The organism is Aliivibrio friggae (genome assembly GCF_057368515.1).
In genome coordinates this window covers 1,837,334-1,850,665 of sequence record NZ_CM170648.1, presented here as the reverse complement: position 1 = coordinate 1,850,665, position 13,332 = coordinate 1,837,334, and the positions used below count along the sequence as shown (strand labels likewise).

Sequence of the window (13,332 nt, the reverse complement as noted above, 5' to 3'; positions counted from 1 at the left end):
ACTCATGGGCGTTGTTGTTTAATCTGTACAATTAATTACATTGGTAAAAAATCAGATTAGTATAGTGATTGCTATTCTTCGTCTTCTTCTTCTGATTCTACGAACCAGTAACCTATATTAACAAACTGCAGTAAGTTAGATACTGAGTGTGGATCTTGCAGTAAATTCTCAATATCAAGCAGTGTAAATTCTGATGTTTCACATAGAGCAATGACATCATTTTTTACAGCTAGTGGGAAAACATAGCTTTCGCCATCAACATAAAGCGTCATGTTATCTTCACAAGCTTCTGTTTCATGATAGAAAGCACGAAGACCTGCAACTTTGATCAGAGCTTGACCTGATTGTAAGTAACCAAGTAACTCTTCAGTTGTCCATTTTTCAGAATCAGGAAGGATATTTAAATGATGGCGAGAGTTACTTAAATATTCACCCATAAATTGTTTAAGGCTCTGTTCATCAGACATGGCATTTAACATCATGGTTTTTAAGCCTTCAAAGCTTTGCGTTGTAATCTCTGTTCCGTGAGTTTGCGCTTTAAGCTCTGGATTGTGGTAATGCACATCACTTTTTTCATTTTCAATAATGAAATCCGCAAAATTACTCACTAGCTCTTGTTCTTTTGGAGAACGGAAGCCCGCAGAATAACTCATTGATGGTTCTAATGCATAGCCGTCATGTGGGAAGCCTGGTGGAATATAAAGAATGTCACCAGGTTCTAAGATTTGATCGATAATAGGATCAAACCCAGTGATTTGCTTTAATGCACTATGGCGGTGCTCTTCTTGATATTCACCGATATCACCCACACGCCAGTGACGCTTACCTTGGCCCTGAATAATGAAAACATCGTATTGATCAATGTGTGGACCAACGCCACCATCTGGCACAGAATAGCTGATCATGATGTCATCAAATAACCAGTTCGGCATTTGTTTGAATGGTTTAAATAGCTCAGCAGCACCTTCGTGCCAATGGTTCGCGGCTTGAACGATAATAGACCAATTGGTTTCACCCAGCGTATCGAATAGTTCTTCGCTTAATGGACCGTGTTCTGCTTTCCATTCGTTGTTTAAGTTAGAAACAAAGCGAGAATCTACGTCATTTTCTAGTGTTAAACCTGCTAACTCTTCAGGCGTTACTGGATCTTGAAAGTTTTCAAAACCACCTTTGATGATAACGGGTTTTTTCTGCCAATATTCTGAGAGAAACTCTTGTAGTGAAAAGCTTAATTGATACATGATTTTTTCCAATAAAAATGCCCGATAGTCGGGCATTTAGAATAAATTTAGGGTGAAGTTCGAGCTTAGAATTTCACGTTGTTATGGTATTGGCTCAGGATCTCTACCATTTTTTCCATGGTTTCTTTAGAAGGAGGGTTTACTCCATCAAGAGGGTATTCAAGTCCCATCGCTTCCCATTTATGCGCACCTAATTGGTGGTAAGGAAGTAGTTCAATTTTCTCGATATTATCCATGTCTTTAATGAATTCACCAAGTAGGTGTGCTGATTCTTCATCGTCAGTATAGCCAGGAACAATAACGTAGCGGATCCATGTTTTCTGGCCAACTTTATGCAAATAACGCGCAAAATCTAGAACTCGAGTATTCGATACACCAATTAGTTCTTTATGCACGTCATCTTTCATCTGTTTAAGGTCAAGCATAACAAGATCAGATACTTCTAATACTTCATCGATTACATCGGTGTGCTTACGAATATAGCCATTTGTGTCTAGACAAGTATGCATGCCTTCAGCTTGTGCTGCACGGAAGAAATCACGAACAAATTCAGGTTGAAGCATCGCTTCGCCACCAGAACAAGTAATACCGCCGCCAGACGCTTTCATGAAGTGGCGGTAGCTTTTAGCTTCTTCAATTAATTCAGTTACGGTAACTTCTTTACCTTCATGGGTATCCCAAGTATCGCGGTTATGACAATACATACAACGCATTAAGCAGCCTTGTAAAAAGATGATAAAGCGAATACCTGGACCATCAACGGTACCACAAGATTCAAAAGAGTGAATACGACCTACAGACATGACGACATTTCTCCGAACTATAATTATGTAGTCATTTTATTACACTTTGGGCTAATTAAGTAGGGTAAACCAGAGAGAAATAGGGGGAATTATGAGGAAAGTGGAAATAAAAAAGCCCCACCAAAATGGCAGGGCTTAATGCTACTTAATTAACGCTGAAATTATAAAGTTTCAGTGAAAGTACGTGCGATTACGTCTTTTTGTTGTTCAGTAGTTAGAGAGTTAAAACGCACAGCGTAACCCGATACACGGATAGTCAGTTGTGGGTAGTTCTCTGGGTGCTTAACTGCGTCTTCTAGAGTTTCACGGTTAAGAACGTTTACGTTAAGGTGTTGACCACCCTCTACGTTAGCTTCGTGGTGGAAGTAACCATCCATTAGGCCTGCAAGGTTAGAACGACGGTTGTCATCGTCTTTACCTAGTGCGTTAGGAACGATAGAGAATGTGTAAGAGATACCATCTTGTGCATCAGCAAACGGTAGTTTACCTACTGATGTTAGTGATGCTACAGCACCTTTCTCATCACGGCCGTGCATTGGGTTAGCACCAGGAGCAAAAGGAGCACCTGCTTGACGACCATCTGGTGTGTTACCAGTTTTCTTACCGTATACAACGTTAGATGTAATAGTAAGGATAGATTGAGTAGGGATAGCATTACGGTACATAGTAAGCTTACGGATTTTACCCATGAACGTAGAAACTAGTTCACATGCGATATCATCAACGCGAGCGTCGTTGTTACCAAATTTAGGGTAATCACCTTCGATGTCGAAATCGATAGCGATGCCATCTTCGTCACGAATTGGTTTAACTGTAGCGTATTTGATTGCAGATAGTGAATCGGCTGCAACAGATAGACCAGCAATACCACATGCCATTGTACGACGAACGTCACGGTCATGAAGAGCCATTAGAGACGCTTCGTAGCTGTATTTGTCGTGCATGTAGTGGATAGAGTTCAATGCTGTAACGTATTGAGTTGCTAACCAATCCATGAAGTGATCTAGACGATCCATTACTTTAGCGTAATCAAGAACTTCATCTGTCATTGGCGCTTCTTTAGGACCAACTTGGATTTTCAGCTTCTCATCAACGCCGCCGTTGATAGAGTAAAGCATTGTTTTCGCAAGGTTAGCACGAGCACCGAAGAACTGCATTTGCTTACCAACGATCATTGGAGATACACAACAAGCGATAGCGTAATCGTCAGAACCTAGGTCAGGACGCATTAGGTCATCATTTTCGTACTGGATAGAAGAAGTATCGATAGATACTTTTGCACAGAAACGTTTGAAGCCTACAGGCAGTTGCTCAGACCAAAGAACCGTGATGTTTGGCTCTGGAGAAGGCCCCATAGTGTAAAGGCTGTTTAGGAAACGGAAGTTAGTACGTGTAACTAGTGTACGACCGTCAATACCCATACCACCCATAGATTCTGTAGCCCAGATTGGGTCACCAGAGAACAATTCATCGTATTCAGGAGTACGTAGGAAACGAACCATACGTAGCTTCATTACGAAGTGATCGATCATTTCTTGAGCTTGTTCTTCAGTTAGAAGACCCGCTTCGATATCACGTTGGATGTAGATGTCTAGGAAAGTCGAAGTACGACCTAGAGACATTGCAGCACCATTTTGAGATTTAACAGCAGCTAGGTAGCCGAAGTAAGTCCACTGAATAGCTTCTTGAGCTGTAGTTGCTGGCTCAGAGATATCACAACCGTATTTAGCTGCCATAACTTTGATTTGACCTAGAGCACGGTGTTGCTCAGCAATTTCTTCACGAAGTTGCATTGTTGCTGTTAGATCTTCGCCTTTTTCAAAACGTTCTTGTAAAGAAGCGAATTGAGCTAGCTTGTCTTTGATTAGGAAATCAATACCGTAAAGTGCAACACGACGGTAATCACCAATGATACGACCACGGCCGTATGCATCAGGAAGACCTGTTAGAACACCTGATTTACGACAGTTTAGAATGTCTTTAGTGTAGATATCGAAAACACCAGCATTGTGTGTTTTGCGGTATTCAGAGTAGATTTTTGAAACCATAGGATCAAGTTCACGATCATATGCTTTACAAGAACCTTCAACCATACGTACGCCACCGTTAGGGATGATTGCACGTTTTAGAGGAGCATCAGTTTGAAGACCAACGATTGTTTCTAGGTCTTTGTTGATGTATCCAGCGTCATGGGCTGTAATGGTAGAGATAAGAGAGGTATCAAAATCAACAGGTGCATGAGTTGCGTTTTCCTGTTTGATGCCTTCCATTACTTTAGCCCAAAGCTTGTTAGTTGCTTCAGTACCTTCAGAAACTAGGAATTCTTCGTCACCTTCATAAGGTGCATAGTTCTTTTGGATGAAATCGCGAACGTTAACTTCGTTTTGCCACTCACCGTCTGCAAAACCTGTCCAAGCTTTAGCAAATTGCTCTGCCATGATATACCTACCTTTCTTAGTAGAAAAAATACGTACTACTTATAATGAGTTGAGTTACTCATATCCCCATAGAGAGGTTAAATAGTACACTCTAATATTAATAACAATATGGATGATTATAAAACCTAGCTTATAAGCATTCATATTGCGACTAACCGTTCGATTTTTCAAGAATACATTAAACTTTTTTTGTAAACCTTAAACTAAATCAATAAATCTTCAATTTTTTTAATAAAGTTGGGGTAACTGTTGACGCTACCCCATAAGTATTATAGTTCTGAACCTAGATTACCATACTAAGTTACAGAAATGCAGGAATGCCGTACTGGCCTTCAAGCATACCAACCGCTAGCATAGCGATTAAACAAATCACTAATACACCACCAGGAATAACGATACGGTCAATAAAAGAAAGGTTCTTAGGACGTTCTTTATCACCGATTAAACCGTTGTTATCAAGTAGCATTGTCATAGCCCAAGCTAATACAGGGTTTGCAACAGCAGCAGCAAATATACAGATACCCGCAGATTGTGCATCTTTATTTTCTTTAACCATTTGTACGCCAGCTTCAAGCATTGGTAAGAATACACCAACCAATAGAGCCATACACATTACTGGTGGCCATACCGCAACATCCATTGGGAAACCAAGGATCGCAATAGTCATTACAATAATACCAAGAAGAATAGCACCGCCTGGAATAGGGCGTTTAGCAATAGCCGCTGGGATCATGTATGTCCCCCAAGACGATGTAATGTTACCACCACCAACAGCAGTACCTACCATTTGACGGATAGAACACATTGTCATTGTATCATCAACATCCATCAATACTTTTTCAGTACGACGTGGGTAGTTTAGCTCTTGGAAAATACGGTGACCAAGGAAATCTGGAGACCACATTGCAACAGCAAGAATTGCAAATGGTAAAGACGCTAAGAAGTGTTGTAGGTTTGGAAGACCTAGCATCCAACCTTCAGTAGTAGATCCCCACCAATAAACAGGGTTTAGGTTAGGAATACCCATCTGAGTTTCAAACTTAAGGTCAAAACCAGCGCCTAGGGCAAGCGCTACTGCTAAACCAGCAAATGCACAAGCAGGAATAGCTAACCAGCGTTTGTTAATACGAGCAAGGTAAGCGTATAGAACGATGTTTACTGCAAGTACGACTAAGCCAATGTAGCCTAAACCACCTTCAAGGCCAGTAGACCAAGATTGGATTTTACCAATTTGCCCCATTGCGCCGCTAAAGCCTAAGAAAACAAGAAGACCACCTGCGACTCCTTCAGAGGTCAAGTTAACAAGCTTGGAACCCCCTTTGAAGTAACTTAATAGTAATCCGAATACACCTAATAAAATGGCAAGAGCAAGAGGGTGTGCACCGGCTAACGCGATCGCACCGATAAGTGGGATCATTGGGCCGTGGTTACCTGCAAGGTTAGCGCGAGGGTTAAAGAAACCAGACGCTAAAATACAGAATAAAAACGCAGGGATTAGCATTTCAACACGAGCAACTTCAATGGCAAATTCTTTACCTAAGTTGATGTGCGGCCATGCTTGTGTAAGACCATCGGCCCAAGACATCATTACAGCAGAGTACATCGCGATGATACCAATAGTACCTGCTAATGCTGGAACAAGATCTTCAAGTTCGAAACGGAAATCACGGCCAGGTAGGTTTAAACCAAAGCGACGCGGTTTCATTATTTGCAGTTCATGATCTAAATAGTCTGAACGGCTATTGAACTCAGAAGCTGGGCGGTGTAACTCGCTATAGCTTTTTTCGTTCTGATCTTTGTCTATAGACATAGAATCCTCATAAATAGAATTTTAAGTAATTAAAAATCAATAAATAGATATTGATGTTGTTTTTGTTATTTTCGCCGAGTGTAGCACACGAAAATTAAGCCAATGATTGATCTTGATCACTATATAATTGTATATGAAAGAAAACTACAAAATGAGACCGTTAATACTTTGGTGTTATTATGTTAATGATAGAAATAGTGATAACTTTTTCCTTTATAAACATGCCACTACAGTGTTTTTGATGCATTTCTATAATGATATCAACAATATTGAAGTTGTTAATATTTTTTAATAAATAACAAATAATAGCAGTAATTCATTTACATGTACCACGCATTTTATGTGCCTTAATGGCTATATTTAAACATAAATTGCCATAATTCAATGTTTCATTATTGTTAATTTTATTGTGCATAGAAATGTTACAGTAAAAGTAATAAGTGACTAATATTGATTTTTATATGAATTAAAATTCCTTATGAATTTGGTTTATGTTTTCCCCTCATAGTTTGGTTAATAAATTGTTGCTTGTGATAATTTTGAGTGTTAAATTCTAAGAATAAAGAGAAAAGCAAACGATTAATGTGTGATTGAATTAGGAGTATATGGCGCATGAAGGATGCTGTCGCGCTAGAAGTAAAAGACTTACACAAGCACTTTGGGCAAAATGAAGTTTTAAAAGGCATTTCGTTAGAAGCCAATAAAGGTGATGTAATCTCTATTATTGGTTCGTCTGGTTCAGGTAAAAGTACTTTCCTACGTTGTATCAATTTACTTGAAACACCAACTCAAGGAGAAATTTGGGTTAATGGTGAGTTGATTGAAATGAAAAACAATCGTTTAGGAGAGTCAATTCCTGCGAATGAAAAACAAGTTCAACGAATTCGCTCACGTCTTGCGATGGTTTTTCAAGGCTTTAACTTATGGTCACATATGACAGTGCTTCAAAATGTTATAGAAGCACCGATACATGTTTTAGGCGTCCCTAAAGCAGAAGCGATTGAAAAAGCTGAGCAGATTTTAAAGCAAGTAGGCTTGTATGAGCGTAGAGATTATTACCCAGGACATTTATCTGGTGGGCAACAGCAACGTGCAGCCATTGCTCGTGCTTTAGCGGTTGATCCTGAAGTTATGTTATTTGATGAGCCGACCTCAGCGCTTGACCCTGAGTTGGTTGGAGAGGTTCTCGGAGTAATGCGAGATCTTGCTGAAGAGGGGCGCACAATGTTAGTGGTAACACACGAAATGGCGTTTGCTCGTGATGTATCAAATCATGTGATGTTCTTACATCAAGGCTTGGTGGAAGAGCAGGGTGATCCCGCTAAGCTTTTTACTAATCCAGAATCTGAACGTTTAAAACAGTTTATTTCATCTATTTATTAGAAGTCGATGAATACCAGAGCAAGAAAAGAAACACAACAAATAGTATAAATATAAAAATCGTTAGTTACAGGAGCAAGGAAATGAAGAAGTGGTTACTAGCAGCAGTTGTTGCATCTACAGCCGTTACTGGCGCAGCTCAAGCAAAAGAATGGAAGCAAATTCGATTTGGTATTGAAGGGGCTTACCCTCCTTTTAGTTGGACAGAGCCATCAGGTGAGCTTAAAGGCTTTGATGTTGATATGGCTAACGCACTATGTAAAGAGATGGAAGCACGTTGTAAGATCGTAGCGCAAGATTGGGATGGTATTATTCCATCACTGCTTGCTCGTAAATATGATGCAATCATTGCAGCAATGTCGATTACTGAAGAGCGTAAAAAGAAAATTGATTTCACTGAAAAATACGCACTAATTCCAAATAAATTTGTAGCCAAAAAAGGCACAGATTTAGTAATGACAAAAGCGGGTCTTAAAGATGTAACTGTCGGTGTTCAGCGTGCGACAACACACGATAAATACCTAACAGATAACTTTGGTAAAGGTGTAGATCTAAAACGTTATGGTTCATTTGATGAAGCTTATCTAGATCTTAAAGCAGGTCGAATCGATACTGTTCTTGGTGATGCATCTGCATTAGAAGAAGGTCTTCTTAATAAACCAGGTGGTAAAGCATATGAGTTTGTTGGACCATCATTAACAGATCCAAAGTGGTTTGGTGACGGTTTTGGGATTGCGACTCGTAAACAAGATAAAGATTTAACTAAGCAACTAAATGCAGCGATTCAATCACTGCGTGAAAAAGGCATTTATCAAGAAATTGCCGCTAAATACTTCAACTATGATGTTTATGGTGAATAAGCAGTAGTAAGTATAAAAAGGGAAGAGGCACGTCTAGTGTCTCTTTCATTATTTCTAATAGTTATATCCACTCCAATAAATAGCGACTGATTTTTATTGGAATAGGTATTAAAGCGAAAGCTTGGAAGCAGTATGTTAGATTTACAAGGATATGAATCCTCCATCTTAGACGGAGCGATAGTGACGCTACAAGTTGCATTATTGTCTCTTATCTTAGCTGTGTTTCTAGGTTTACTAGGCGCACTGGCTAAAATGGCGCCTTATCGTTGGGCGAGAGGAATCGCAACTATTTATACAACGGTTGTCCGTGGTATCCCCGATCTTGTGTTAATGATGTTGTTATTTTTTGGCGGTCAGATGCTGCTTAACAACGGGTTGTACGCAACGAATGAGTGGATTAATGAGTGGATGACTAATTCTAATCCAGATCATGAGTGGTTTTCTTACCTTCCAGACTATATTGAAATTAGCCCATTTATCGCCGGTGTTTTAACCATTGGGTTTATCTTTGGTGCTTACATGGCTGAAACTTTCCGTGGGGCAATCATGGCAGTTGACCGCGGTGAGATGGAAGCAGCAAAAGCCTATGGAATGAGTGGCGCAATGGCATTTCGTCGTATTTTATTTCCACAAATGATCCGTCATGCCTTACCTGGATTTGGTAATAATTGGTTAGTTTTATTAAAAACAACCGCGTTAGTTTCGATTATCGGTTTAGAAGATATGGTTCGAGTCAGTTCAATGGCGGCAGGAACCACTAAAATGCCATTTACGTTCTATATGTCTGTCGCATGTATCTTTTTACTTTTCACTGCTATATCAACAGGCGCTTTAAAGCTTGTTGAACGCAAATTCAGCATTCATATGAGGTAAGCATGGATTTTTCAATTATTATTGAGAGCCTACCTGTTTATTTAGAAGGGCTTTGGACTACAGCTTGGTTAGTGGCACTTTCTCTCGTTATTGGCTTGTGTATCGCAGTACCTTCTGCGATAGCAAGGAATAGCGACAACCCATTAATTTGGGGGCCAGCTTGGGCTTATATTTATTTTTTCCGCGGAACTCCGTTATTAATCCAGTTGTACCTTATTTACTATGGTATGGATCAGTTCTTCCCAGTGAAAGATACACTATGGGAGCACGCATCATTTTGTGCTTTAGTGGCTTTTGCTCTAAATACAGGGGCATACACTTCTGAGATTGTTCGCGGTTCAATTAATGGTTTACCACAAGGTGAAATAGAAGCAGCGAAAGCCTATGGTATGAGCCAATTTCAAACCTATAAACGCATCATTTTACCAAGTGCATTGCGTAGAGCACTTCCAGCTTACAGTAATGAAGTTATCTTTATGCTTCATGGCTCTGCTATTGCGGGAATTGTGACCTTGATGGATTTAACGGGTGCAGCTCGATTGGTAAATTCTCGTTATTATGCGCCGTTTGAGTCATATATTACAGCAGGTTTATTCTATATGTGCTTAACGTTTATTATCATTTTTGTATTTAAACAATTAGAAACTCGAATGCTGAGATTTATGAGACCGTTAAGTTAGCTGTTTTTTAAGTACTAATCAAAAAGAGCACTGAATGTGCTCTTTTTTTTATAGCTATGTAATTAATTAGATGATCTATTTATTACGCAGAAAAATCGCTTAAGAATAAGGCGAAAATTATTATAAGTAGTTATTCTACAATAAAAATTTTTAACGCAATTATTAAGTGATTTAACCAGTAATAATGATTAGATAATTACTGGAATTGGTATTAATATCAATAGAACAAGTAAATGGTCAGATTGTGCTCTTGAGGAGATGGTTATGAACTTATCATTTTTATTGATAAGGCTAGTAAAATTAGTCGTGATTTGCGCATTGTTTTTAAGTGTTTTTGATTTCATAGAGCATGGTGAAATACTTTGGTACCAACGCTGGTTCTAATTGTAATGATAAAAAAAGAGCACTTTTATGTGCTCTTTTTTATTTTATAACCATTAATTAAAATGACGACTATACTGCGTTATTAAAAAATAAATTAACGTCAGTCAGTTCACTGATCTCATCTAAGTAATTTTTTAGGTGTGGAGGAAAATCCAAGCCTTTTACTACCGTCAGGTTACGAAGGAATGGGAACAAATTAATGTCATCCCAAGTGATCTTATTGCCCTTTTCTGATGGTAAAGTAATGAAATTAATGTCAACCAAAAGAGGCTTTAACATATTAATGTATTCATCACTTTGAGCAAGTGCCTCTTTAAAGCTCATGCCAATGAAGGCTTCTTTTTTCTCAGTATACCAAGTGACAGCTTCAGGGCGTTGAAACTCTTGTAAATTTAGTTGAGTCCAGCGAGGGAATGTTAAGTTAAAGAACAAAGGACGAGCGGTATCTAGCCATTCTGAAATTTCATCAGCGTGGGTCGCTTGCTCAATAACAGAATGATGATCGTGTTTATCAAAAAACTCTGCGATATCAAGGCTTTCAGCCATGTAACTACCATCTTCTTTCTCTAAAATTGGAACCATATTGGCACCGACTTTTTCGATTCGGCTATCAACATCATCATTTTGCATATAAATGAATTCAATAGGCAGTTTTTTAATACCTGCCACCATTTTAGCTTTCATGCAAAATGGGCAATGTTCAAATAAGAATAATTTCATACTACTTCCTTATTAAAAAAGCCTCACTTATAGAATATAAAGTAAGGCTCAAATCGTTATTTAAATGTAGACCAGATTGGCGCGTGATCAGATGGTTTCTCAATGCCGCGTAATTCGTAATCAATACCGGCTTCAGTACACTTAGCTGCGAGTGTTGGTGTCGCCATTACCACATCAATGCGAAGACCGCGGTTATCAACAAACCCCTTAGAGCGGTAATCAAACCATGAGTACTGATCAGTGACATCAGGGTGAAGGTTACGGAAGGTATCTTCAAACCCCCAATCTTTTACTGTTTGTAGCCATTCACGTTCTTCTGGTTGGAATGAACACTTACCTGTTCTTAACCAACGTTTCGCATTTGGTTCACCAATACCAATATCTAAATCAATAGGGCTGATATTAATGTCACCCATAATAATGAGTTCTTCATCGCTATTGTGGTGAGTATTTAGATGCGTCATTAAATCTTTATAGAATTGACGTTTATACGGGAATTTAGTTTCATGCTTGATGCTATCACCCTGTGGGAAATAACCGTTCATAACAGTGAACTGTGAGCCATCTTCACGTTGATGTGTTGTCATGATCATGCGTTTTTGATGCTCTTCGGTATCAGTATCAAAACCGTACTGAACAGAGATAGGCTCTTGCTTGCATAACATAGCAACACCGTAATGCGCTTTTTGGCCATGGAAGTAGACTTTGTAGCCCATAGCTTCAACAGCTTCGACAGGAAACATCTCGTTATGTACTTTGATCTCTTGTAGACCAATAACGTCAGGGTTGTGCTTATCAATAATAGCTTGAAGTTGATGAAGGCGAGCACGAAGGCCATTTATGTTGAATGATATTACTTTCATTATAGTTAAAGTCCTTGTATTTATTTTGAATCCTAAACGAAGGCAGGATCTTTTAATACAATGATATTACCATTATTTTAAGTGATAAGTTAATTCATTAGCTTGGAAGAAGGCTGACAAGTCTCACAGCGCCAAGTGCATTTCTGCTGCCCAAAGCCAGCTTTTATCCATGCCATCGTGACGCTAGCTGAAGGGTTACAAAAAGCCTCTTTATTACATAAGCTACAGACTTTCCATTGGGAAGGTTCTTGCTGCTTTTGAGTTTGTACTATGTGCATTTTAATGCCTCTTTTATATTATCGAAAACAAAGTAACTGTATATTTGAACAGTGGTTTTAGCAAGCAATAAAAAGAGGAAATTTGCCATTTTATTTATTACAGGCACAAAAAAAGCCAACTCATTTCTGAATTGGCTTTTCGATCTCTATCGAGATAAATAATGGTGGGGGGGGACGGATTCGAACCATCGAAGCTTACGCGGCAGATTTACAGTCTGCTCCCTTTGGCCACTCGGGAACCCCCCCAACGAGGATTTTTATACTTAACTAACTCGTTTCCCAACGGAGTAATCAAGTTATCTTAATCGTTAATACAATTAAGAAGAATAATGGTGGGGGGGGACGGATTCGAACCATCGAAGCTTACGCGGCAGATTTACAGTCTGCTCCCTTTGGCCACTCGGGAACCCCCCCAACGGAGATTTTTATACTTAACTAACTCGTTTCCCAACGGAGTAATCAAGTTACCTTAATCGTTAATACAATTAAGAAGAATAATGGTGGGGGGGGACGGATTCGAACCATCGAAGCTTACGCGGCAGATTTACAGTCTGCTCCCTTTGGCCACTCGGGAACCCCCCCAACGGAGATTTTTATACTTAACTAACTCGTTTCCCAACGGAGTAATCAAGTTATCTTAATCGTTAATACAATTAAGAAGAATAATGGTGGGGGGGGACGGATTCGAACCATCGAAGCTTACGCGGCAGATTTACAGTCTGCTCCCTTTGGCCACTCGGGAACCCCCCCAACGAGGATTTTTATACTTAATAAACTCGTTTCCCAACAGAGCAATCAAGTTATCTTAATCGTTAATACAATTAAGAAGAATAATGGTGGGGGGGGACGGATTCGAACCATCGAAGCTTACGCGGCAGATTTACAGTCTGCTCCCTTTGGCCACTCGGGAACCCCCCCAACGGAGATTTTTATACTTAACTAACTCGTTTCCCAACGGAGCAATCAAGTTATCTTAATCGTAAATACAATTAAGAAGAATAA

10 protein-coding genes and 5 tRNA genes are annotated in these 13,332 nt (G+C 39.3%); 4 read left to right on the top strand and 11 right to left on the bottom strand.

Going from position 1 to position 13,332, the window contains the following annotated elements; all coding sequences use genetic code 11:
* Positions 1–71: 71 nt before the first annotated feature.
* The 4 genes from AC2INI_RS08600 to AC2INI_RS08585 all read right to left on the bottom strand — a co-directional run bounded on the left by AC2INI_RS08600 (position 72) and on the right by AC2INI_RS08585 (position 6,292).
* The gene (locus tag AC2INI_RS08600) at positions 72–1,241 is read right to left on the bottom strand and encodes a cupin domain-containing protein (RefSeq protein ID WP_122033089.1); all 1,170 of its coding nucleotides are present in this window, start codon (positions 1,239–1,241) and stop codon (positions 72–74) included.
* 65 nt (positions 1,242–1,306) lie between these two features.
* Positions 1,307–2,044: a pyruvate formate lyase 1-activating protein gene (gene pflA, locus AC2INI_RS08595; RefSeq protein WP_122033088.1), complete on the bottom strand. Its 738-nt coding sequence runs from the start codon at positions 2,042–2,044 to the stop codon at positions 1,307–1,309.
* Between the two features lie 161 nt (positions 2,045–2,205).
* The gene (gene pflB / locus AC2INI_RS08590) at positions 2,206–4,482 is read right to left on the bottom strand and encodes a formate C-acetyltransferase (RefSeq protein WP_122033087.1); all 2,277 of its coding nucleotides are present in this window, start codon (positions 4,480–4,482) and stop codon (positions 2,206–2,208) included.
* A 301-nt stretch (positions 4,483–4,783) separates the two neighbouring features.
* Positions 4,784–6,292 carry a DUF3360 family protein gene (locus AC2INI_RS08585; RefSeq protein ID WP_122033086.1) on the bottom strand — a complete coding sequence of 503 codons (1,509 nt, stop codon included), beginning with the start codon at positions 6,290–6,292 and terminating at the stop codon, positions 4,784–4,786.
* 612 nt (positions 6,293–6,904) lie between these two features.
* Here AC2INI_RS08585 and AC2INI_RS08580 point away from each other — a divergent pair.
* The 4 genes from AC2INI_RS08580 (at position 6,905) to AC2INI_RS08565 (ending at position 10,085) form a co-directional block, all read left to right on the top strand.
* Entirely contained in the window at positions 6,905–7,675 is a 771-nt protein-coding gene (locus tag AC2INI_RS08580) for an ABC transporter ATP-binding protein (RefSeq protein WP_045102369.1), read from the top strand.
* An 80-nt stretch (positions 7,676–7,755) separates the two neighbouring features.
* Positions 7,756–8,532: an ABC transporter substrate-binding protein gene (locus AC2INI_RS08575; protein ID WP_122033084.1), complete on the top strand. Its 777-nt coding sequence runs from the start codon at positions 7,756–7,758 to the stop codon at positions 8,530–8,532.
* 132 nt (positions 8,533–8,664) lie between these two features.
* Positions 8,665–9,405: an ABC transporter permease gene (locus AC2INI_RS08570; RefSeq protein ID WP_122033083.1), complete on the top strand. Its 741-nt coding sequence runs from the start codon at positions 8,665–8,667 to the stop codon at positions 9,403–9,405.
* 2 nt (positions 9,406–9,407) lie between these two features.
* Complete coding sequence (locus tag AC2INI_RS08565; RefSeq protein ID WP_486304617.1) at positions 9,408–10,085, top strand: ABC transporter permease; 678 nt, start codon at positions 9,408–9,410, stop codon at positions 10,083–10,085.
* A 453-nt stretch (positions 10,086–10,538) separates the two neighbouring features.
* Here AC2INI_RS08565 and grxB read toward each other — a convergent pair whose 3' ends face one another.
* The 7 genes from grxB to AC2INI_RS08530 all read right to left on the bottom strand — a co-directional run bounded on the left by grxB (position 10,539) and on the right by AC2INI_RS08530 (position 13,248).
* Complete coding sequence (gene grxB, locus AC2INI_RS08560) at positions 10,539–11,189, bottom strand: glutaredoxin 2 (RefSeq protein WP_486304616.1); 651 nt, start codon at positions 11,187–11,189, stop codon at positions 10,539–10,541.
* A 56-nt stretch (positions 11,190–11,245) separates the two neighbouring features.
* Complete coding sequence (gene xthA / locus AC2INI_RS08555) at positions 11,246–12,052, bottom strand: exodeoxyribonuclease III (protein WP_122033080.1); 807 nt, start codon at positions 12,050–12,052, stop codon at positions 11,246–11,248.
* A gap of 440 nt (positions 12,053–12,492) precedes the next feature.
* Positions 12,493–12,576 (bottom strand) — tRNA-Tyr (locus AC2INI_RS08550).
* An 84-nt stretch (positions 12,577–12,660) separates the two neighbouring features.
* Positions 12,661–12,744, bottom strand: a tRNA-Tyr gene (locus tag AC2INI_RS08545).
* An 84-nt stretch (positions 12,745–12,828) separates the two neighbouring features.
* Positions 12,829–12,912 (bottom strand) — tRNA-Tyr (locus AC2INI_RS08540).
* Between the two features lie 84 nt (positions 12,913–12,996).
* Positions 12,997–13,080: transfer RNA gene (locus tag AC2INI_RS08535), tRNA-Tyr, on the bottom strand.
* A gap of 84 nt (positions 13,081–13,164) precedes the next feature.
* A tRNA-Tyr gene (locus tag AC2INI_RS08530) sits at positions 13,165–13,248 on the bottom strand.
* Positions 13,249–13,332: the final 84 nt, after the last annotated feature.

Excerpts from the sequence above, each read along its gene's own strand:
- AC2INI_RS08600 (WP_122033089.1), bottom strand. The coding sequence starts at position 1,241 with ATGTATCAATTAAGCTTTTCACTACAAGAGTTTCTCTCAGAATATTGG.
- pflA (WP_122033088.1), bottom strand. The coding sequence starts at position 2,044 with ATGTCTGTAGGTCGTATTCACTCTTTTGAATCTTGTGGTACCGTTGAT.
- pflB (WP_122033087.1), bottom strand. The coding sequence starts at position 4,482 with ATGGCAGAGCAATTTGCTAAAGCTTGGACAGGTTTTGCAGACGGTGAG.
- AC2INI_RS08585 (WP_122033086.1), bottom strand. The coding sequence starts at position 6,292 with ATGTCTATAGACAAAGATCAGAACGAAAAAAGCTATAGCGAGTTACAC.
- AC2INI_RS08580 (WP_045102369.1), top strand. The coding sequence starts at position 6,905 with ATGAAGGATGCTGTCGCGCTAGAAGTAAAAGACTTACACAAGCACTTT.
- AC2INI_RS08575 (WP_122033084.1), top strand. The coding sequence starts at position 7,756 with ATGAAGAAGTGGTTACTAGCAGCAGTTGTTGCATCTACAGCCGTTACT.
- AC2INI_RS08570 (WP_122033083.1), top strand. The coding sequence starts at position 8,665 with ATGTTAGATTTACAAGGATATGAATCCTCCATCTTAGACGGAGCGATA.
- AC2INI_RS08565 (WP_486304617.1), top strand. The coding sequence starts at position 9,408 with ATGGATTTTTCAATTATTATTGAGAGCCTACCTGTTTATTTAGAAGGG.
- grxB (WP_486304616.1), bottom strand. The coding sequence starts at position 11,189 with ATGAAATTATTCTTATTTGAACATTGCCCATTTTGCATGAAAGCTAAA.
- xthA (WP_122033080.1), bottom strand. The coding sequence starts at position 12,052 with ATGAAAGTAATATCATTCAACATAAATGGCCTTCGTGCTCGCCTTCAT.